This window comes from Kitasatospora cheerisanensis KCTC 2395, from assembly GCF_000696185.1.
In the GTDB taxonomy this organism is placed as follows: Bacteria; Actinomycetota; Actinomycetes; order Streptomycetales; family Streptomycetaceae; genus Kitasatospora; species Kitasatospora cheerisanensis.
Genome location: NZ_KK853997.1, coordinates 5,367,082 through 5,386,884, shown reverse-complemented (window position 1 = coordinate 5,386,884; position 19,803 = coordinate 5,367,082). Strand labels below are relative to the sequence as shown.

Here is a 19,803-nt window from a genome sequence, read left to right as displayed (position 1 = left end):
GCGCCTATGCCGGCCCGGGTTGCGCGGGCTCCAGCCTTTCCGTGCTGTGTTTCCGTGGTCGTTCCGGCGTCCGCAGGCGCTGGCTGATCACCTGGGAGATGCCGTCGCCCTTCATGGTCACGCCGTACAGGGCGTCGGCGGATTCCATGGTGAGCTTCTGGTGGGTGATGACGATCAGCTGGGAACTCTCCCGGAGTTCTTCCATGATCGCGATCAGCCGGCGCAGATTGGTCTCGTCCAGCGCGGCCTCGACCTCGTCCATGACGTAGAACGGGCTGGGCCGGGCCTTGAAGATCGACACCAGCAGGGCGACGGCGGTCAGCGAGCGTTCGCCGCCGGAGAGCAGCGAGAGCCGCTTGACCTTCTTGCCGGGCGGGCGGGCCTCGACCTCGACGCCGGTGGTGAGCATGTTGTCGGGGTCGGTGAGGACGAGCCGCCCCTCGCCGCCGGGGAACAGCCGGCCGAAGACGCCTTCGAACTGGGCGGCGGTGTCGTGGTACGCGGCGGTGAACAGCTGCTCGACCCGGGCGTCGACGTCGCGGACGATGTCGAGCAGGTCGCGGCGGCTCTTGCGCAGGTCGTCGAGCTGTTCGCCGAGGAACTGGTGCCGGGCCTCCAGCGCGGCGAACTCCTCCAGCGCCAGCGGGTTGACCTTGCCGAGCTGCTGGTAGGCGCGTTCGGCGGCCTTGAGCCGCTTCTCGACCTCGGCGCGGACGTACGGGCGCGGCTCGCCGGGCTCGGCGCCGTCCTCGGCCGGCGGGGCGGGGACGGGCCGGTCGGGGCCGTAGCCGGCGAGCAGTTCGGCGCCCTCGATGCCGAACTCCTCCAGCGCCTTCGCCTCCAACTGCTCGATCCGCAGCCGCTTCTCCGCGCGCAGCACCTCGTCCCGGTGGCCGGCGTCGACCAGCCGGTCGAGTTCGGCCTTGAGTTCGCGGCCGTGTTCGCGGAACTGGCGGAGTTCGGTCTCCCGGGCGGCCCGGGCGGCTTCGACGGCGGCGCGTTCGGTCTCGGCGGCGGCGAGGGTCTCCTCGATCCGGGCGAGCAGTCGGCGGGCGGCGGTGGCGACGGCTCCGGCGACGGCGGCTTCCCGGCGGGCGCGGGCGCGGCGTTCGGCGGCGCGGGCGCGGGCCTCGCGTTCGGCGCGGGCGGCGCGGTCCAACTGGTCGGCGCGGCCGGCGAGTCCGCGGACGCGTTCCTCGTGGGTGCGGACGGCGAGCCGGGCTTCCATCTCGGTCTGCCGGGCGGCGGATCCGGCGGCGGCGAGCCGGTCGCGTTCGGCGCTGTCCGGCTCGTCCTCGCCGCTGTCGGCCGACTCCTCGGCGACGGCGAGGCGTTCGGCGAGTTCCGCGGCGGCGGCGCGGGCTTCGGCCAGGCCGCTCTCGGCCTTGGCGGCGGCGGTGGCGGTGCGTTCGGCCTCGCCGGCGGCGGCGCGGGCGGCACCGCCGGACCGGCCGAGGGCTCCGGCGAGTTCGGCGCGCTGCCGCTCGGCCTGCCGACGCAGCACGGCCAACTGTTCGACCTCGGCGGCGAGTTCGGCCCGGGCCTGCTGGGCCCGGGTCAGTTCCGCGGCCGACTCGGCGCAGCGGGTGTCGAGTTCTTCGATGCCGCGGGCGGCTTCGGCAACGGCGGCGGCGGTCTCCAGCGGGCTGGGGGCGCCGGCCGAGCCGCCCTGCGCGAAGGTCCGGGAGAGCAGGTCGCCGCCCGGGGTGACGGCCGTCCACCGCGGGTGGCGGCCGATCAACTCGCGGGCGGCACCGAGGTCTTCGACCACGGCGGTGCGGCGGAGCAGTTGCCGGGCGGTGTCCGCCATCGGGCCGTCGACCAACTCCCCCGCCCAGCGGGCCCGTTCGGGGAGGTCGTCGCCGACTGCCGTCGCGTCGGCGGCGATCAGCAGGGCGGCCCGGCCGGCGTCCTCGGCGCGCAGCCGGGCGAGTGCGGCTGCGGCGGTGTCCGGGTCGGCGACGGCGACGGCGTCCGCGGCGGCGCCCAGGGCGGCGGCGACGGCGAGCTCGAATCCCGGTTCGACGTGCAGCAGTTCGGCGGCGGGGCCGAGGACGCCGGGGCGGCCGAGCAGGGTGGCGCTGCCGTCCTTGCGGCGCAGGCCGAGGGCGAGGGCGTCGTGCCGGGCGGTGAGCGCGGCGCGGTCCTGTTCGGCGCGGGCGAGGGCCTCGCGGGCGGCGGTGGCGGTCCGTTCGGCCTCGGCGAGGGCGGCGCGGGCCTGCTCGTGCCGGTGTTCGGTCTCCTGGTCGGCGGCCTCGGTCTGCCCGCTGTCGTCCAGGAGTTGCTCGTACTCGGCCTGGGCGGCCTCGGCGCGGAGCAGGGCTTCGTCGCGGGCGGTGGCGAGGCGTTCGGTCTCGGCCTCGGCGGTCTCGGCGCGGGAGCGGGCGGCGGCCGCCCGACCCTGGAGCCGGGCGAGTCCTTCGCGCCGGTCGGCGATCGCCCGGGCGGCCGCCTTGATCCGCAACTCTTCGGCGGCGAGGGCACGTTCGAGTTCGGCGCGTTCCTCGACGGCTTCGGCGAGCGCGTACCGGGCCTGTTCGAGGGCTTCTTCGAGGGCGGCTTCCTCCTCGCGCACCCGGGCGGCTTCCTGTTCGAGGTCCTCGGGGTCGCGGCCGCGGCGTTCCTCCGACTGGCCCGCGCCGGCGGCGGACCGGACCCGGGCTTCGGCGAGTCCGATGGTGCCGCGGGTGCGTTCGGCGAGCGCGGAGAGCCGGTACCAGGTCTGCCGGGCGGCTTCGAGGGCCGGCCCGAGCTGTTCGACCTGGGCGTCCAGGACGGCTTCGCGCTGGATGGCGGCGGCGAGCTGCTGTTCGACGGTGGTGCGGCGCAGTTTCAGCGCCAGCTCGTCGGCGACCTCGGCCTCGACGGCCTTCCGCAGCGCGAGCAGGTCGTCGGCGAGCAGCCGCAGCCGGGCGTCGCGCAGTTCGGCCTGGATGCCGGCGGCCCGCCGGGCGATCTTCGCCTGCCGTCCCAACGGGCCGAGCTGGCGGCGCAGTTCGGCGACCAGGTCCTGGACGCGGTTCAGGTTGGCCTGCATCGCGTCGATCTTCCGGAGCGCCTTCTCCTTGCGCTTGCGGTGCTTGAGGACGCCGGCGGCCTCCTCGATGAAGGCGCGCCGCCCCATCGGGTCGGCGTGCAGCACGGAGTCCAGCTGGCCCTGGCCGACGATGACGTGCATCTCGCGGCCGATGCCGGAGTCGGAGAGGAGTTCCTGGATGTCGAGCAGCCGGCAGACGGTGCCGTTGAGCGCGTACTCGCTGCCGCCGTTGCGGAACATGGTCCGGGTGATGGTGACTTCGGTGTAGTCGATCGGCAGCGCGCCGTCGGTGTTGTCGATGGTGAGGCTGACCTCGGCGCGGCCGAGCGGGGGCCGCCCGCTGGTGCCGGCGAAGATGACGTCCTCCATCTTGCCGCCGCGCAGCGACTTGGCGCCCTGTTCGCCCATCACCCAGGACAGCGCGTCGACGACGTTGGACTTGCCGGAGCCGTTGGGGCCGACCACGCAGGTGATGCCGGGCTCGAAGCGCAGGGTGGTCGCGGAGGCGAAGGACTTGAACCCGCGCAGGGTGAGGCTCTTCAGGTGCACCCGCCCGTCCTCCTCGCCCCGCCGTGGTCCGCTCGTCCGTCGGCCGTCCCGCGCGGACGGCACCGCTGGCGACTGTATCCGGCCGGGCCGCCGACCGGCCCTCAGGTGGCGGTTTGGCCACGCCGCGGGCCGGGCACGTTACGGCAAAAGAACTTCGCGGACACGACGAAGGGACGTCCGTCTCGGACGTCCCTTGCAGGCTGCCATCCCCTTGTGGGGGAAGCTCAGTGCGTCACAGCGTCGATCGTGAGGACCACGAGCGATCAGGCCATCACGTCGATCAGGTCAGGGCCGGCTCCCGCTGGTCCAGATCGATGCTGTTCAGCAGCGAGTGCTCGTCGGCGACGGCAGTCAGGGCATCGTTCTCGGCCTGGAGCTTCATGAGCTCGTTCTCCAGGTCCAGGACGCGCTGCTGCAGCCGTCGCATCTCGGAGAGCATTCGCGGGTCGGGGCCGCCGACGTACCCGAGAAGCGCCTTTGCCATGATGTGTGGTCCTCCACGCTGAGTGACCGAACCGTGTACGGTGTGGGTCTTGGGGGAAGGGATACGCACGCGCCTGCGCGCCGGACGTGCTGGCTGGGCACACGAGACAGCCGCTGGTGAGTGGCATGCTCACACGGCGGAGACTCGCCGGAAACTCAGACCTGTGCGCGGGCTTCCAGCGTCTCACCAAAGACGGTACGGGTCAACACGATCACCGCACGCTACCGCGCCCCTGTCACCTGCATGGCGGGGTCGTCACGCCATCGGCCGGGGTAGTGGATCACTACGCTTGCGGAGTCAACCACGAGTCTGCCCCGATGGCAACCGGATGACACCGGCAGTTGCCGGCGGCTCTCCTCCGGCCGGCAACCGCGGTGTGCTCATCGGATCGCGAAGCCGTCGTATCCGTCGCCCACGGAGCTCCAGATCTCGGTGACCCCACTGACCTGACCTGGCGTTCCGGGCCCGCGCAGCGCGGCGAGCAGCCGCTCGCAGTCCGCGCGCGGCCCCTCGGCGACCACCTGGACGCGGCCGTCGCCGAGGTTGCTCGTGTAGCCCGTCAGCCCGATCTCCAGGGCCCTCGCCCTGGTCCACCAGCGGAAGCCCACCTGCTGGACGCGCCCTCGCACCCAGATGGTGGCGCGGACGGAACGGTGACTGTCGTGACCTTGCATGCGTCGACCATAGTCGGGCACTTCAGGGGCGCACGGAACGGACTTCACGCCCCTTCCACCGTCCCTCCCCACCGGCCGATCCGCATTCACGCCGTCGGTACGGAGCGGTCGGGCCCCGGCCGCCGGCCCGGACGGGCCGGGTCTCAGCGGTGCGGCTCGGCCAGCCGGTGCAGGGTCCAGCCGCGGCCGGCCGGGTCCAGCGGGGCGGTGGCGGCGGTGAACAGTTCGGCGGCCCGGCGGTAGGAGAGCCGGGCCCGGCCGGTGAGCGGGCAGCGGTCGCCGTCCGGCGTGCCGGCCGGGGCCCGCCGGTCGGTGAGGAACAGCGGGCCCGCGCTGCGCCCGGCGATCAGCAGCGGCAGCAGCCGGGCGGTGCCGCCGCGCCAGCGCAGCGGGCGCTCCCCCGCGCCGGGCCGGGCCTGCCGGTCGGCCGGGTCGAGCCGGTCGACGTCCAGCGCCAGCAGCCGTTCGATCGGCGCGCCCGTCTCCCGCACCAGGTGCCACAGCACCTTCTCGCGCAGCGGCACCCGCAGCGCGAGCACGGCGCGCACCTGGGCGTCGGTCAGCGCGGGTTCGGGCCGGGCGGCGGGCAGCGGGCGCAGGCCGTCGGCCGGGTCGGCCGCCAGCCAGCCCTGCTCGCACCACCAGCGCAGGGCGGCGCGCAGCGCGGAGAGTTCGCGGTTGGCGGTGCGCGCGCCGACCGCTCCGGCCCGGGTGGCGAACGCCTCGGCCACCCGCCGGGGCGCGTCCGGCCCGTCCAGCAGGGCGAGCGGCAGCACCGGCGGTGCGGCCCGGCGGCGTTCGGCGCCGGCGGGCGGGGTGCGGCCGACCAGCAGCCAGGCCCAGGTGTGCAGGGCGATCCGGTAGACCCGCCGGGAGCCCTCCGCGAGCCGGGCCCCGGTCAGGTAGTGCTCGGCCGCGACGGCGAACTCCACAGGTGTCATATCCGCAGTAAATCGCGCTTCCGACACACCGTCAACACCGCTCCGTACTGCGGTAAACAGCCGATTTACTGTGGCACTGGCGGGCTCGCAGAAAATTGATACGGATCCGCTCAGGTTTTTCGCCGGAAGCCCTTGTCGGACACCGCCGCCGCGGGGCACGCTGCCGGTCATGGTGCTGACTTCACGGCGGCTCGCCGTCCTGCGCGGACGGGACTTCCGCCTCTTCTTCACGGGCTACGCCGTCTCCCTGTTCGGGTCCTCGATGGCCTCGGTGGCGGTCGCCTTCGCGGTGCTGGACGGCGGGGGCGGCGGCTCCGGGCTGGGCGTGGTGATGGCCGCCCGGATCCTGCCGATCGTGCTGCTGCTGGTGCTCGGCGGCGCCGCCGCGGACCGGCTGGGCGCGCGGCGGGTGATGCTCGGCTCGGACGGTCTGCGCTGCGCGACCCAGGCCGCGATGGCGGTGCTGCTGTTCGCCGGGCACGGCCGGGTGTGGGCGCTGGCCGCGCTGATGGTGCTCTGGGGCCTGGCCGAGGCGGTCTTCATGCCGGCCCTGGACGCGCTGCTGCCGCGGCTCGTCCCGGCCGGCGAACTCTCCGACGCCAACGCCCTGTTGGGGATCGCCCGGAACGGCGTGGCGGTGGCCGGCCCGGCCCTCGCGGGCCTGCTGACGGCCGTCGCGGGCCCCGGCTGGGTGCTGCTGGTGGACGCTCTCTCCTACGCGGCGGGCGGGGCGGCACTGGCCCTGCTCCGGCTGCCCGACCCGCCCCGGAGCGCTGCGGGCGAGGCCTCGCTGATCACCGAACTGCGGGACGGCTGGGGCGAGTTCGCCTCCCGCCGGTGGCTGTGGGTGAGTTCGCTGCAGGCCTGCCTGTTCAACCTGCTGGTGTGGGCACCGTTCCTGATCCTCGGCCCGGTGCTGGCGGCCGAGCGCCTCGGCGGGGCGGGCGGCTGGGGCCTGGTGATGGGCGCGTACGGGGCGGGCGCGGTGCTCGGCGGGCTGCTGCTGCTCGGCCGCCGTCCGGACCGGCCGCTGCGGACGGCCGTGGCGGTGACGGCGGGCTGGGCGCTGCCCTCGGGTGCGCTGGCGCTGGGCTGGCCGCTGCCGCTGGTCGCGGTCGCGGCGGCCGGCGCGGGGGTGACGTCGATCGTCTGCGGCTCGCTGTTCGTGACGCTGACGCAGCGTCACGTCCCGGCGGAGGCGCTGGGCCGGGTGAGCGCGTACGGGACGCTCGGCGCGTTCGCGTTCGGGCCGGTCGGGCTGGCGCTGGCCGGGCCGGTCGCGGACCGGGTCGGCGCGGGGTCGGTGCTGGGCTTCGGCGCGCTCTGGCAGCTGGCGTCCTGCCTGCTGGCCCTGCTCGTCCTGGGCCGCCGCGAGCCCGTCGAACCGGCCGCCGCCGGGGCGCCGGCGCCGGCAGCCGCCCGGGCATGACAGCGGCCCCGGTCCGCAGGGCGGAGCCGGGGCCGGAGCACAGGTGATCGGGCGTCAGTCGCCGAAGCCCCCGCCGAAGTCGCCGCCACCGAAATCGCCGCCACCGAAGTCCCCGCCGCCGAAGTCGCCGGAGAAGTCGGAGGAGTTGAACGCCCCGCCCGAGAACTCGCCGGCGTCCGCGCCGTCGGTGTAGTCGACGCCGCCGCCGTTGTCGTAGTGGCCGCCCGCGTAGGCGTAGCTCGGGGTGGAGATCATCGAGCCGAGCATGGTGCCGACCAGCAGGCCGGGCAGCATCCCGCCGCCGAAGTAGCCGCCCGCCCAGGGGCTGTAGGCCGGGCCGGCGTTCCAGTACGGCTGGTGGCCGTGCTCGGTCTCCACGGTGCGGATGTACGGGTCCTGGCCGGTGGCCAGCCGGGACGCGTCGTCGGCGCAGGCCGGGACGGTGCGCGGCGCGCCGCCGGGGGCGCCCACTGGACGTCGGTGGTGGAGGGGCCGTGCCGCGGGTCGAAGAAGCACGGGACGCGGCGCTCGGGCAGCGGGCGGCCCTCGCGGCGGGCGGCGAGGGTGGCCAGCGCGAACCGGCCCTCCTCCAGCGCCTCGGTCACCGGGCGGACGTCCTCGGGCTTGGCGGCCTCGTCCATGGTGCGCTTGGCGCGGTCGTAGGAGTCCAGCGCCCGGGTGTAGTCGGCGCGCTGGGTGTCGTCCGCGCCGGGGGCGCCGGGGTTGAAGTCGAGGCGGTCGAGTTCCTCGCCGAAGGCGGTGATGTCCTCGTCCACCACGGTGCGCAGCTGGGCGAGTTCGGCGCGGGCCTGGGCCTCCTTGCGCTTCTTGGCACGGCGGAACAGCAGGAACACACCGGTGCCCGCCAGCGCCACCAGCGCCACCGGAACGACGATCCAGGCGGCGGAGGCGCTGTGCTGCGGGCCCTCGCCCTTGGTCTGCTTGACGGCCTGGTCGACGAAGTCGTTGACGGTGCCGTCGATGTCGCCGGGGTGCGAACGGGCCGACGCGCCGGCGATGTTCCTGGCCTGGGCGACCGGCAGCGCCTTGGCGTCGGCGCCGACGTCGAACTTGTCGCCGCGCCACACGCCGTAGACGCCGACGATGCCGACCTTGGTGCGCAGGTCGTTCAGCAGCGTCTTGGGCGCGTACGCCTCGCTGTCCGGCAGCACCGCGACGAAGACCGGCTTGTCGGCCTTCTTCAGCTTCTTCGCCAGGGCGTCGGCCTGGTCCTTGGAGAACCGGCCGGTCATCGCCGGGTCGACGTACACCTGGGTGTTCTTCAGCGAGTCGGCCGCGTCGTTCAGCCCGGCCGCCTGCGCGGGCGCGGACAGTCCGAGGACCATCAACAGGCCGAGCAGAGCCGCCAGCACGGCGGCCGGCCCGGTGGCTCGGGAGCGGCGAAGCACAGTTCTCATACCAAGACCGTACCGGGCGGGATCCGGGATCCACGCCCTACTGCGGGACGGTCCGACCCTGATGTCGCCCCCTACCCGGGGACGAGCCGGGCCGTCCGGACCCCCGCCGACCGGCCGGAGTTGGGCCCCGGCCCGCCGCGGCGGGCCGGCGAGCAGGCATAGTGGTCACGATCTTCCCTCCCCCGACAGGAGCCCCCAGCGTGATCCTCGGCCTCGTCACCGCCGTCGCCGCGTCCGTCTGCTACGGCACCGGGTCGGTCCTGCAAGCCGTCGGCGCCCGGCGTTCGGCCCGGCAGGAGGCGGCCGACGGGACCGTCACCGAGCACGGCGGGCCGAGCCTCTCCTCCACCGCGAAGGCCGCCGTCACCTGGGAGTTCATCCTCGGCACGGTGCTGGACTTCGTCGGCTTCGGGCTGGGTGCGCTGGCCGCGCGGCTGCTGCCGCTGTTCCTGTCGCAGACCATCATCAGCGCCAACCTGGTGATCACCGCGGTGCTGTCGATCAAGCTGCTCGGCCTGAGGCTCCGTCAACTGGAGTGGCTGTCCATCGGCATCCTGTGCAGCGCCCTGGTGCTGCTCGCCGTCGCCGCCGGGCCGGAGGGCGGCCACACCGCCGCGCGCTCGTTCCACTGGGCGCTGCTGATCGGGTCCGCGGTGCTGATCGCGGGCGGTTCGCTGATCGTCCGCCGGCTCGGCTCCAGCGGCGCGATCGTGGCCGGCCTGCTGTCCGGTCTCGGTTTCGGCGCGCTCGGCATCGGCGTGCGCATCCTGGACGGCATCGAGCCGTTCTCGGTCGGCGCCCTGCTCGCCGACCCGGCGCTGTACGCCATCCTGATCGGCGGCATCGGCGGCATGTACCTGCACACCGTCGCCCTCCAGGTCGGCTCGGTCAACGGCGCGACCGCCGCCCTGGTGGTCGGCGAGACCGTCGTCCCCGGCGCGGTCGGCGTCCTGTGGCTCGGCGACTCCTCCCGCCCGGGCCTGGCCTGGCTCGCCGTCCTCGGTTTCGTCCTCGCCGTGGCCAGTGCCGTCGGCGTCGCCTACTTCGGCGAGGACGGCGGAGCGATCCAGGCGGCGGCCGAGGAGGAGAAGGCGAAGGCCGCGCACTGACGGCGGGTCAGCGGGCGCCGCTCAGCGCGGGCGGCGCTGGCACTTCGGGCAGTAGTAGCTGGAGCGGTTCATCCAGGCGTCGCGGCACATCGGGGTGGCGCAGCGGTGGCAGGGCTCGCCCTCGCGGCCGTAGGCGTCGAGGGTGCGGGAGAAGTAGCCGCTCTCGCCGTTGACGTTGACGTAGAGCGAGTCGAAGCTCGTGCCGCCGGCGGCGAGGGCCGCGGTCATCACGTCGCGGGCGTGCTGGAGCAGTCCGAGCGCGGCGGGGCGGGTGAGGGTGGCGGTGGGCCGGTCGTAGTGCAGGCGGCTGCGCCACAGCGCCTCGTCGGCGTAGATGTTGCCGACGCCGCTGATCAGGGTCTGGTCGAGCAGGGCCCGCTTGACGGTGGTCCGCTTGGCCCTGAGGGCGGTGGCGAACGCGGCGTCGTCGAAGCGCGCGTCGAGCGGGTCGCGGGCGATGTGGGCCAGCGAGAGCGGGGTGGACTCGGGGTCGCCGGGCTCGGCCTCCTCGACGGCGAGGCCGCCGAAGGTCCGCTGGTCGACGAAGCGCAGTTCGGTGCCGCCGTCGGCGAACCGGAGCCGGACCCGCAGGTGCACCGAGTCGGCCATGGCGGCTTCCTGGACGAGCAGTTGGCCGCTCATGCCGAGGTGCCCGATCATCGACAGCCCGTCGTCGAGCGGCACCCACAGGTACTTGCCGCGGCGCTGCGGCTCACCGAAGGTGCGACCGCGCAGCAGGGCGGTGAACTCGTCGGCGCCGCCGGTCTGCCGGCGGACGGCGCGCGGGTGCAGGACCTCGATGTCGCTGACGGTCCGTCCGGCGGCCCAGCGGGCCAGGCCGCGGCGGACGACTTCGACTTCGGGGAGTTCGGGCACCGGGGTCAGGCGGCCGCGGTCGGCTGGTCGCCGGCGGCGGCGTCCTGCTTGGCCTTGATGGCGCGCCAGGCGGATTCGGCGGCCTTCTGCTCGGCTTCCTTCTTGGAGCGTCCGCTCCCGGAGCCGTAGTCCTGGCCGGCCACCCGGGCGGCGGCGGTGAAGGTCTTCTCGTGGTCCGGCCCGGACTCGGTGACCACGTACTCGGGAACACCGATGCCGACGGCGGCGGTGAGTTCCTGGAGGCTGGTCTTCCAGTCGAGGCCGGCGCCGAGCAGCGCGGACTCCGCGATCAGCGGGTCGAACAGCCGGTGGACGAAGTCCGTGGCGGAGTCGAGGCCCTGGTCGAGGTAGATGGCGCCGATCACGGCTTCGACGGTGTCGGCGAGGATCGACGACTTGTCGCGGCCGCCGGTTCCTTCCTCACCCTTGCCGAGCCGGATGAAGGCTCCGAGGTCCAGGCCGCGGCCGACCTCGGCGAGCGCGCGGGAATTGACCACCGCGGCGCGGAGTTTGGCGAGCGTCCCCTCGGCGACCTCCGGGTGGAGGCGGTAGAGGGTGTCGGTCACCACGAGGCCCAGCACCGAGTCGCCGAGGAACTCCAGGCGCTCGTTGGTGGGCAGCCCGCCGTTCTCGTACGCGTACGAGCGGTGGGTCAGGGCACGTACCAGAAGGGCGCGCTCAAGTGGGTACCCGAGGCGCCCTTCCAGGACGTCGTATTCGGTCGAAGCCGGCCCACCGCCCTTGCCCCCGTTGGTCCCGGGGTTCGGCTTGCGGGAAGAACTGCCACTGTCCGACATCGATCCGTACACCCCGCCGATCAGACCGAGAGGACCTGGCGACGGTTGTACGTGCCGCAGCTCGGGCACGCGATGTGCGCCAGCTTCGGCTCGTGGCAGCGGTCGCACGCGACGAGCGCGGGCACGACGGCCTTCCAGTTGGAACGGCGGTGACGCGTGTTGCTGCGCGACATCTTCCGCTTCGGAACAGCCACGGTAAATCTCCTGGTTCTACGGCGGGACCCTCACGGGTACCGCTGTGTCTTATTCCTCGTCACCCTCGTCGCCGGGGGCGGCGGAGAGTCCCTGCAAGGCCGCCCACCGGGGGTCGGCGGCGTCGTGGTGGTGCGACGGGTCGTCGCTCAGGCGGGCCCCGCACTCGGAGCACAGACCCAGGCAGTCGTCCTGGCACACCGGCTGCAGCGGCAGTGCGAGCACCACCGCGTCACGCAGCACCGGCTGGAGGTCGAACAGGTCGCCCTCCAGGCGGTAAGTCTCGTCCTCGGACTCCTCGTCGAAGTCGTCCCCTGCGATCGCGCGGTGACGCTCCTCGGACTCCGGGTAGTAGTACAGCTCCTGGAAGTCGACCTCCAGGTCGTCCTCCACCGGCTCCAGGCAGCGGGAGCACTCGCCGACGACGTGGGCCTCGGCGGTGCCGGTGACCAGCACGCCCTCGACCACGGACTCCAGGCGGAGCTCCAGCTTGATCTCGCTCTTCTCCGGGACGCCGATCACATCCGCGATGCCCAGCTCCGCCGGGGCCTCCAGGGTCCGGGACACCTTGCGCAGCGAACCGGGGCGACGGCCGAGCTCGTGCGTGTCGAACACGAGCGGGTCGCGGTGGTCGAGGCGGTCCAAGGTTTCCTGACTTCCTGGCGGCGGCACGCATCCCTGCGTGGCGCGGATGTGGTTCCTGCGGTGCGCGGCCCGGACGCGGGCACGCGGCGAACCCGGCACGAGCAGGCCGGAGTGGTCAGACTACCCGAGAGTCCGGGCCGATCCCAACTCGCCCGTTCACCGGCCGCCGAGCTCCCGCAGCCGGGTCATGTCGATCATGCTGGTGTCGAAGAAGCTGGTCTCGTCCAGCCCGGCCTGCTGCTGCGGCAGGTGCGGCTGCTGCTGGGGCTGCTGCTGGGGCTGCTGCGGGTAGCCGTTCGGGTCGGCCGGCAGCGGGTTGCCCCACTGGTCGTAGCCGGGCTGCTGGTAGGCCTGCTGCTGGTAGTAGGCCGGGTCGACGGGCTGCTGGTAGCCGTAGGGCTGCCCGTACGGGTCGGTCTGCGGGGCCGCGGCCGGGTCGTAGCCGCCGCCGTACACCTCGGCGTACTGCGGGGCCTGCGGCTGGCCGTACGGGTCCTCGGCGGGGTTCTGCCAGCCGGCCGCCGCCGGGGTCTGCTCGGGCCAGCTCTGCTGCTGCGGGACGTCCGCGTACCAGGACTGCTCGCCGTCGGCGGCGAAGCCGGCCGCGACCGCCTCGGCGCGGTCCTTGAGCTGCTGGGCCTCGTCGGCGGCGGCCAGGTAGGCGCCCAGCTCGTCGATCGGGGCCTTGCCGAGCAGCTTGTCGCGGCCCTTGCCGACCGCCTCCAGGGTGGCGGACAGCACCGCCTCCAGGGTGGCGAGCTTCACGTCGACGTACTCGTCGGCCTCCGGGCTGGGGCTGATCCGCTGCGGCTGGAACTCCTCGCCGTCCTCGACGCCCTCGCCCTCCGGCTGGTACACCCCGGACTCGCCGCGCAGCTTCTGCCGGCCGCGGCCGACCGCGCCGAGCGTCTTGGTGAGCACCACCTCGAAGTTGGCGAGCTTGGAGTCGACGTAGTCGTCGGCCTCGGCGCGCTTGGTGCGCTCCTCGGTGCGGGCCTCGGCGAGGATCCGGTCCGCCTCGGCCTGGGCCTGCCGCACCACCTCGGTGTCGGAGATCAGCGAGCCGCGCTCGTCGTGCGCGCCGCGGATGATCTGGTCGGCCTGCGCCTGGGCGTCGGCGACCATCTGCTGATGGTCCGCCACCACCGACTGCGCCTGGGCGAGTTCGGCGGGCATCGCGTCGCGCAGCTCACGGAGCATGCCGGTCAGTTCGGCACGGTTGACCACGCAGGAGGCCGACATCGGCATCGCCTTGGCCTTCTCGACCATGGAGATGATCTCGTCGAGTTTCTGCTGCACGTCCACGGGCGTCTTCAGTCTTTCCGTGTGCCGCCGAGGTGCGGCGGAGGCAGTGCCACGAGTCCGCGGAACGCGGCCCCGGGGCCGGGAGTACAGACTGTACGGCCACCCACCCCGCCGCTCACAACGCCTCTGTCACTTGCGGCGTTCGGCGATCCGCTCGACCAGTCGCGCGTGCACCGTCTCGGGCAGCAGGTGGGAGACGTCGCCCCCGAGCGAGGCGACCTCCTTGACCAGGGTGGAGGAGAGGAAGCTGTACGTCGGCGAGGTCGGCACGAACAGCGTCTCGACGCCGGTCAGGCCGTGGTTCATCTGCGCCATCTGCAGCTCGTAGTCGAAGTCGCTGACCGCGCGCAGGCCCTTGATGATCGCCGGGATGCCGCGTTCCTTGCAGTAGTCGACCAGCAGCCCGCTGTGCGGCTCCACCTTGATGTTGCCCAGGTGGGCGGTGGTCTCCTCGATCAGCGCGATCCGTTCCTCGATCGAGAACATCCCCTGCTTGTTGCGGTTCACCGCCACCACCACGTGCACCACGTCGCACAGCTTCGAGGCCCGCTCGATGATGTCGAGGTGTCCGTTGGTGATGGGGTCGAACGACCCCGGACAGACGGCGCGGTGCATGGGTGGGCTCCCTTGTGGGGCGGGATGTTCTGCTACGAGTCTTGGTCAGCCCCGGTAGCGGCGCGACCGTACCAGAGCGTGCCCTCGCCGTACCGGCGCGAGCGCAGCCCCTCGAAGCCGTCCGGCCAGCCGAACTCGCCCCCTCGGGTGCTGCGTTCCACGGTGACGAGAACATGCTCGGACAGCCAGCCCCCCGAGCGGAGTGTGACCAGCATCTCGCGCAGCACGGCGTCCTCCACCGCGTACGGCGGATCCAGGAACACCAGGTCGTACGGCTCGGCCGGCGGCGGGCCCGCGACCACCTTCTCCGCTTTGTCCGCGCGCACCTCGGCGCCCGGCAGCGCCAGCGTCCGGACGTTCTCCCGCACCGTCCGCACGGCGCTCGCGTCCGCCTCCACCAGCAGCGCGTGCGCCGCGCCCCGGGACAGCGCCTCCAGGCCGACCGCGCCGCTGCCGGCGAACAGGTCCAGCATCCGCGCCCCGGCGATCGGCCCGAACAGCGCCTCCACGGTGGAGAACATCGCCTCCCGCGCCTTGTCGGACGTCGGACGGGTGTTCCGGCCGGGCGGCACGGCGAGACGGCGGCCTCCGGCACGGCCGGCGATGACGCGGGGCATGAGGCTGTCCTTAAGGCGGTGGGCGACGGACGGGGGCGCGAGGAACTGCGCGCCCGACCATAGCCGACAAATAGTGCACGGCAGATCGGGGGCAGCCCTCGCGCCCCGGTGTCTCAGCGCAGGCGGTCACTCATTGGACGCCGCCCCCAGCAGGGTCGGCGACGCGTAGCGGGACCAGGACAGGCAGCCGTCCGGCGGGCAGTACTCCGGGCGGCGCGGGTCGTGGCCGAGTTCGCGCAGCTTGGTGCGGACGGAGTCGGGCGTGCGGCCGTAGCGGGCGGCGATCCGGGCGATGGTGTCGCCGTCGTGGAAGCGGCGGACCAGCTCCTCCTCGTGCTGCGGCACCCAGGGGGAGCCGTGGCCGGGGTAGAGCTCGCGCAGCACGTCCCGGTCGGGGATGGGCTCGGAGACGTCGGCGACGATCGCCAGCGCGCGCAGGGCGCGGTTGAGCGCGATGCGCAGCGAGGCGACGTCCTCCACCGGGAGGCGGAGCTTGCCGGAGGCGACCGGGTTGGCGGAGTTGCCCTCGCGCCAGCCGGTCAGGGTGAGGGTGACTTCGCGGTCGTCTTCGCTGGCGACCTCGATCCGGAAGACCTTGTCGCCGAGCGGGAGCTCGTTGAGGTGACGGAATGCCATGCAATGACCCCCAAATCTCGTGCCGGGGACGCGACTTGGAGTGCGCCCCGAACAACTACATTCTCTCCCGGGGCACTGACAATCGGTCCTGCTCGAACGGCCCTTCTCAGCCCTTCTCCAGGTACTCCGCGCGGTCCGCGTCGAGCAGGCTCTCCAGGGCGGTGCGCAGCTCGGGGTGGGCGGCCAGTTCGGGGTCGGCGGCGACCAGCCGGGTGGCCTCGGCGCGGGCGGTGGCGATGACGTCCTCGTCGTCGAGGACGGACAGCACCTTGAGCGAGGACTTGACGCCGGACTGGGCCTGGCCGAGGACGTCGCCCTCGCGGCGCTGTTCGAGGTCGATCCGGGAGAGCGCGAAGCCGTCCAGGGTGCCGGCCACCGCGTCGAGCCGGGCGCGGGCGGCGCTGGCCGCGGGCATGTCGCTGACCAGCAGGCAGAGGCCGGCGGCGGAGCCGCGGCCGACCCGGCCGCGCAGCTGGTGGAGCTGGGAGACGCCGAACCGGTCCGCGTCCATGATCACCATGACGGTGGAGTTGGGGACGTTCACGCCGACCTCGATGACGGTGGTGGCGACCAGCACGTCCACCTCGCCGGCGGCGAAGCGGCGCATCACGTCGTCCTTGGCGTCGGGGGCGAGCCGGCCGTGCAGGATCTCCACCCGGAGGCCGGTGAGCGGGCCCTTGGCGAGCTTCTCCGCCGTCTCGACCACGGCCAGCGGCGGCCGGCGCTCCTCGCTGTCCGCTCCCCCGTCGACCTCCTCTGGGTCGTCCTTGCGCTTCTTCTTCCCCTTCGGCTGCTCGTCCTCGTCGCCGATCCGCGGGCAGACCACGTACGCCTGGTGGCCCTTGCCGACCTCCTCGCGGACGCGTTCCCAGGCGCGGGTGAGGAAGTTGGGCTTCTCCAGGGCGGGCACGACGTGGGTGGAGATCGGGGACCGGCCGGACGGCAGCTGGTCGAGGACGGAGGTCTCCAGGTCTCCGAAGACGGTCATCGCGACGGTGCGCGGGATCGGGGTGGCGGTCATCACCAGCAGGTGCGGGGGCTGTTCGCCCTTGGCGCGCAGCGCATCGCGCTGCTCGACGCCGAACCGGTGCTGCTCGTCGACGACGACCAGGCCGAGGTCGGCGAACTGCACCTTGTCCTCGATCAGGGCGTGCGTGCCGATGGTGATGCCGGCCTTGCCGGAGGCCATGTCGAGCATCGCGCCGCGGCGGGCGGCGGCGCCCATCGAGCCGGTGAGCAGGGCGACCCGGGTGCCGATCTCGGAGCCGCCGATCATGCCGGCCTCCGCGAGGTCGCCCATCATCTCGACGATGGAGCGGTGGTGCTGCTGGGCGAGCACCTCGGTCGGCGCGAGCAGCACGGCCTGGCCGCCGGAGTCGACGACGGCGAGCATGGCGCGCAGCGCGACCAGCGTCTTGCCGGAGCCGACCTCGCCCTGCAGCAGCCGGTGCATCGGGTGCTCGGTGGCCAGGTCGGCGAAGATCTCGGCGCAGACCTTCTGCTGACCGTCCGTCAGGGTGAAGGGCAGCCGGGCGTCGAAGGCGTCCAGCACGCCGCCGGGGACGGCGCGGCGCGGGACGGCGGGCAGCGCGGAGTCGGCGGCCCGGCGCTGGGCGAGGGCGACCTGGAGGACGAACGCCTCGTCCCAGCGCAGCCGGTTCTGGGCGCGCTCCTTCTCCTCCTGGTTGCGCGGGCGGTGGATCAGCTCCAGCGCCTCGGGCAGCGGGATCAGGTCGTGCTCGGCGCGCAGCTCGGCGGGCAGCGGCTCGCCGACCTCGCCCAGGTGCTTGGTGAGGGCCAGCTCGACGCAGAGCGAGAGCTTCCAGCTGGGCAGTTGGGCGCTGGCCGGGTACACCGGGATGAGCCGGCCGGCGAACTGCTTCGCCGCCGAGGAGCCCTCCTCCTCGTCGATCAACTGGTAGTCGGGCGAGGCGAGTTGCCGGGTGCGGTTGAACAGGCCGACCTTGCCCGCGAACAGGCCCTGCTGGCCGGGCTTGAGCTCCTTCTGCCGCCAGCCCTGGTTGAAGAACACCAGGGAGAGCCGGGAGCGGCCGTCGGTGACCACCACTTCCAGCCGGTCGCCCTTGCGGCCGCGGAACGGGATCAGCGTGACCTTCTCGATCCGGGCCAGCACGGTGACGTGCTCGTCCACCTCCAGCTCGTCCAGGCTGGTGAGCTGGCCGCGCTCCACGTACCGGCGCGGGTAGTGGTGCAGCAGGTCGCCGACCGTGCGCAGCTTGAGGGAGTCGGCCAGCACCTTCGCGGTGCGGTCGCCGACCAGGTCCTTCAGTGGTTCATCGAGAGCGCCCATCGGATCCCATTTCACACCACGGGACGGACGTTCCGGCTCACTCGACCCCGATCAGCAGCGGCGCGGCCTCCTGGCCGCCCTGGTAGGCGACGGTGTCGACCTCGGGACGGGTGCGCCTGGCGTGCGCGATCAGCCGGTCGGCGAGCTCGGCGGGGGCGTCCTCGCCGAGCACCAGGGTGACGAGTTCGCCGGACGCGGCGATCATCCGGTCCAGCACGGCGAGCGCGGTCTCGGTGAGGTCGCGGCCGATCACCACCACGTCGCCGTCGATCAGGCCGAGCACGTCGCCGGCCTGGCAGACGCCGGCCATCGTCCAGGACTCGCCCTCGGCGACGGCGAGTTCGGCGTACCGGGTGGCGCCGGCGGCGGAGGTCATGGCGACCACGTCCTCGTCGAAGCGGCGGCCGGCGTCGTGCACGGCGAGCGCGGCCAGGCCCTGCACCGGGGAGCGGGTGGGCAGCACGGCGATCCGCACGCCCTCCTCGCGCAGCTGGTCGGCGGCGGCGCCGGCGGCGGCCCGCAGCTCGGGGTCGTTGAGCAGCAGGACCACCTCGCGGGCCGCGCAGCGGTGCACGGCGGCGACCAGTTCGGCGCTGGCGGGCGCCCGGTCCGGGTCCGCGGCGAGCACCACCGAGCCGGCCTGCTCGCACAGCTGGGCCAGCCCGCTGCCGGTCACCACGCTGAGCACCGCGCGGCCGTGCGAGACGGTCTCCTCGCGCTCGCCCGCGCGGGCCGCCGCCTCCGCGAAGTGCGTGATCCGGATCCGGTACGGCCGGCCCGCCTCGACGCCGGCCTCCACGGCCGCGCCCGCGTCGTCCACGTGCACGTGCACGTTCCACAGGCCGTCCCCGCCGCCGATCACCAGCGAGTCGCCGAGCCGGGCCAGCCGCTCGCGCAGCCGCGGCAACTGCTCGTCCTCGGCCTCCAGCAGGTAGATCACCTCGAACGCGGGGTGGCCCGGGCCCGGCGGACGCTCGTGGCCCTCGCAGCCCGCCACCACCACCGGGTCGACCTCGCGCCGCAGCGCCACCGGCCCCATCGGCTGCTGCCCGGACACCGCGTCCACCAGCGCGCCCAGCACGGCGACCAGGCCGCGCCCGCCCGCGTCCACCACGCCCGCCTCGGCGAGCGCGGTCAGCTGGTCGGGGGTGAGCAGCAGCGCCTGCCGGGCCGCCCGGTACGCCTCCTGCGCCTGGCCGGTCAGCCCGTCCCCGGCCTTCGCGGCGTCGGCGGCCGCGGCGGCGACGGTCAGCAGGGTGCCCTCGACCGGCTCCGCGACGGCCAGGTACGCGGACCGCGCGCCGTTGCCCAGCGCGTCCTTCAGCTCGCCGCCGTTGGCCAGCGACGCGGCGAGGCCGCGCAGCCACTGCGCGAGGATCACGCCCGAGTTCCCGCGCGCCCCGACCAGCGCGCCGCGGGCCGCCGCGGTCGCGGCGGTGGCCAGGCCCGGCTGCTCCTCGTCCGCGAACAGCGTGTCCAGCGCCTCGGCGGCGGACTCCACGGTCAGGTACAGGTTGGTGCCGGTGTCGCCGTCCGGAACCGGGTAGACGTTCAGCGCGTCGATCTCCTCGCGGGCCTGGCCGAGGGCCGCCAGCGCGAGCCGGCACCAGGTCCGGACGGCCGGGGCGTCGAGGGTGTCCAGCACCAGGTCTCCTCCGGGTGAACGCCACGGGAACGCGACGGGACGCGGTGGCGAGGGGCGATGCTGGCAGGTTATCGGCCCACCGGGCGCCACCTGCGGCACCCTCCGGCCCTGGTCGGGGGAACGATCACCCCCCCGGCCGTGGTAGTTTCGTTGAGCGGGAGTCACCGTTGTATGCTCTCCCGGTTGCCTGGAACACCCCGGGCTGTTCAAGTTCCTGATCTGAAGTCTTGGAGTGACTCCTGTGGCTGCCAACTGCGACGTCTGCGGCAAGGGCCCGGGCTTCGGCAACAGCATCTCCCACTCGCACCGCCGCACCCCCCGTCGTTGGAACCCCAACATCCAGACGGTGCGCGCTGTGGTTGGGCGCACGCCGAAGCGCCTGAACGTTTGCACCTCGTGCATCAAGGCCGGCAAGGTCTCGCGCTGACGCGTCGACCGGCCCGCCGGTCACCTTCTTGCTTGGCGGAAGCCGACCATGCCCTTCGGGGACCATGGTCGGCTTCCGCTTTTTCTGCTTGCCCTG

General features: G+C 73.6%; 17 protein-coding genes and 1 pseudogene. 3 read left to right on the top strand and 15 right to left on the bottom strand.

The annotated features are described in order from the left end of the window. Positions 1–4 precede the first annotated feature (4 nt). From smc to KCH_RS24545, 4 genes are all read right to left on the bottom strand, one after another. Positions 5–3,586, bottom strand: coding sequence for a chromosome segregation protein SMC (smc, locus tag KCH_RS24560; protein WP_035866516.1), 3,582 nt, complete (start codon positions 3,584–3,586; stop codon positions 5–7). 280 nt (positions 3,587–3,866) lie between these two features. Beyond that, positions 3,867–4,070 (bottom strand): hypothetical protein, encoded by a 204-nt coding sequence (locus KCH_RS24555; RefSeq protein ID WP_035866513.1) that lies wholly within the window; start codon positions 4,068–4,070, stop codon positions 3,867–3,869. 380 nt (positions 4,071–4,450) lie between these two features. Further along, on the bottom strand, positions 4,451–4,744 hold the full coding sequence (locus KCH_RS24550; RefSeq protein WP_035866511.1) for an acylphosphatase: 294 nt from the start codon (positions 4,742–4,744) through the stop codon (positions 4,451–4,453). A gap of 143 nt (positions 4,745–4,887) precedes the next feature. Next, a complete protein-coding gene (locus KCH_RS24545; RefSeq protein WP_035866508.1) occupies positions 4,888–5,685 on the bottom strand; it encodes a site-specific integrase in 798 nt (265 codons plus the stop codon). A 169-nt stretch (positions 5,686–5,854) separates the two neighbouring features. On the opposite strand from KCH_RS24545, the gene KCH_RS24540 reads away from it, so the two are divergent. Beyond that, positions 5,855–7,114: an MFS transporter gene (locus KCH_RS24540; RefSeq protein WP_051653412.1), complete on the top strand. Its 1,260-nt coding sequence runs from the start codon at positions 5,855–5,857 to the stop codon at positions 7,112–7,114. 54 nt (positions 7,115–7,168) lie between these two features. Here KCH_RS24540 and KCH_RS24535 read toward each other — a convergent pair. Next, a pseudogene (locus KCH_RS24535) lies at positions 7,169–8,532 on the bottom strand (hypothetical protein). Between the two features lie 200 nt (positions 8,533–8,732). Between KCH_RS24535 and KCH_RS24530 the strand changes: the two are divergent. Beyond that, positions 8,733–9,641, top strand: a complete 909-nt coding sequence (locus KCH_RS24530; protein WP_035866505.1) for a DMT family protein — start codon at positions 8,733–8,735, stop codon at positions 9,639–9,641. Between the two features lie 21 nt (positions 9,642–9,662). Here KCH_RS24530 and mutM read toward each other — a convergent pair whose 3' ends face one another. The 10 genes from mutM to KCH_RS24480 all read right to left on the bottom strand — a co-directional run bounded on the left by mutM (position 9,663) and on the right by KCH_RS24480 (position 19,280). After that, positions 9,663–10,517, bottom strand: a complete 855-nt coding sequence (gene mutM / locus KCH_RS24525) for a bifunctional DNA-formamidopyrimidine glycosylase/DNA-(apurinic or apyrimidinic site) lyase (RefSeq protein WP_035866502.1) — start codon at positions 10,515–10,517, stop codon at positions 9,663–9,665. Positions 10,518–10,522: 5 nt separating this feature from the next. Continuing rightward, positions 10,523–11,314 carry a ribonuclease III gene (gene rnc / locus KCH_RS24520; RefSeq protein ID WP_051653411.1) on the bottom strand — a complete coding sequence of 264 codons (792 nt, stop codon included), beginning with the start codon at positions 11,312–11,314 and terminating at the stop codon, positions 10,523–10,525. A 20-nt stretch (positions 11,315–11,334) separates the two neighbouring features. Further along, the gene (gene rpmF / locus KCH_RS24515; protein ID WP_035866499.1) at positions 11,335–11,508 is read right to left on the bottom strand and encodes a 50S ribosomal protein L32; all 174 of its coding nucleotides are present in this window, start codon (positions 11,506–11,508) and stop codon (positions 11,335–11,337) included. A 49-nt stretch (positions 11,509–11,557) separates the two neighbouring features. Next, positions 11,558–12,151: a YceD family protein gene (locus tag KCH_RS24510; protein ID WP_035866497.1), complete on the bottom strand. Its 594-nt coding sequence runs from the start codon at positions 12,149–12,151 to the stop codon at positions 11,558–11,560. Between the two features lie 156 nt (positions 12,152–12,307). Then, positions 12,308–13,456, bottom strand: coding sequence for an ATP synthase F0 subunit B (locus KCH_RS24505; protein ID WP_035866494.1), 1,149 nt, complete (start codon positions 13,454–13,456; stop codon positions 12,308–12,310). A 129-nt stretch (positions 13,457–13,585) separates the two neighbouring features. Further along, positions 13,586–14,071: a pantetheine-phosphate adenylyltransferase gene (coaD, locus tag KCH_RS24500; RefSeq protein WP_035866490.1), complete on the bottom strand. Its 486-nt coding sequence runs from the start codon at positions 14,069–14,071 to the stop codon at positions 13,586–13,588. Positions 14,072–14,103: 32 nt separating this feature from the next. Beyond that, the gene (gene rsmD, locus KCH_RS24495) at positions 14,104–14,688 is read right to left on the bottom strand and encodes a 16S rRNA (guanine(966)-N(2))-methyltransferase RsmD (protein ID WP_035866489.1); all 585 of its coding nucleotides are present in this window, start codon (positions 14,686–14,688) and stop codon (positions 14,104–14,106) included. Positions 14,689–14,814: 126 nt separating this feature from the next. Beyond that, on the bottom strand, positions 14,815–15,324 hold the full coding sequence (locus tag KCH_RS24490) for a hypothetical protein (protein WP_035866487.1): 510 nt from the start codon (positions 15,322–15,324) through the stop codon (positions 14,815–14,817). Between the two features lie 106 nt (positions 15,325–15,430). Then, the gene (recG, locus tag KCH_RS24485) at positions 15,431–17,635 is read right to left on the bottom strand and encodes an ATP-dependent DNA helicase RecG (RefSeq protein WP_035866484.1); all 2,205 of its coding nucleotides are present in this window, start codon (positions 17,633–17,635) and stop codon (positions 15,431–15,433) included. Positions 17,636–17,672: 37 nt separating this feature from the next. After that, positions 17,673–19,280 carry a DAK2 domain-containing protein gene (locus KCH_RS24480; RefSeq protein ID WP_157032179.1) on the bottom strand — a complete coding sequence of 536 codons (1,608 nt, stop codon included), beginning with the start codon at positions 19,278–19,280 and terminating at the stop codon, positions 17,673–17,675. 241 nt (positions 19,281–19,521) lie between these two features. On the opposite strand from KCH_RS24480, the gene rpmB reads away from it, so the two are divergent. Next, complete coding sequence (gene rpmB / locus KCH_RS39980; protein WP_073813963.1) at positions 19,522–19,707, top strand: 50S ribosomal protein L28; 186 nt, start codon at positions 19,522–19,524, stop codon at positions 19,705–19,707. The last annotated feature ends 96 nt before the right edge of the window (positions 19,708–19,803 follow it).

Coding starts and splice junctions, on each gene's coding strand:
- KCH_RS24555 (WP_035866513.1), bottom strand. CDS start 4,070: ATGGCAAAGGCGCTTCTCGGGTACGTCGGCGGCCCCGACCCGCGAATG.
- KCH_RS24550 (WP_035866511.1), bottom strand. CDS start 4,744: ATGCAAGGTCACGACAGTCACCGTTCCGTCCGCGCCACCATCTGGGTG.
- KCH_RS24545 (WP_035866508.1), bottom strand. CDS start 5,685: ATGACACCTGTGGAGTTCGCCGTCGCGGCCGAGCACTACCTGACCGGG.
- KCH_RS24540 (WP_051653412.1), top strand. CDS start 5,855: ATGGTGCTGACTTCACGGCGGCTCGCCGTCCTGCGCGGACGGGACTTC.
- rnc (WP_051653411.1), bottom strand. CDS start 11,314: ATGTCGGACAGTGGCAGTTCTTCCCGCAAGCCGAACCCCGGGACCAAC.
- coaD (WP_035866490.1), bottom strand. CDS start 14,071: ATGCACCGCGCCGTCTGTCCGGGGTCGTTCGACCCCATCACCAACGGA.
- rsmD (WP_035866489.1), bottom strand. CDS start 14,688: ATGCCCCGCGTCATCGCCGGCCGTGCCGGAGGCCGCCGTCTCGCCGTG.
- KCH_RS24490 (WP_035866487.1), bottom strand. CDS start 15,324: ATGGCATTCCGTCACCTCAACGAGCTCCCGCTCGGCGACAAGGTCTTC.
- recG (WP_035866484.1), bottom strand. CDS start 17,635: ATGGGCGCTCTCGATGAACCACTGAAGGACCTGGTCGGCGACCGCACC.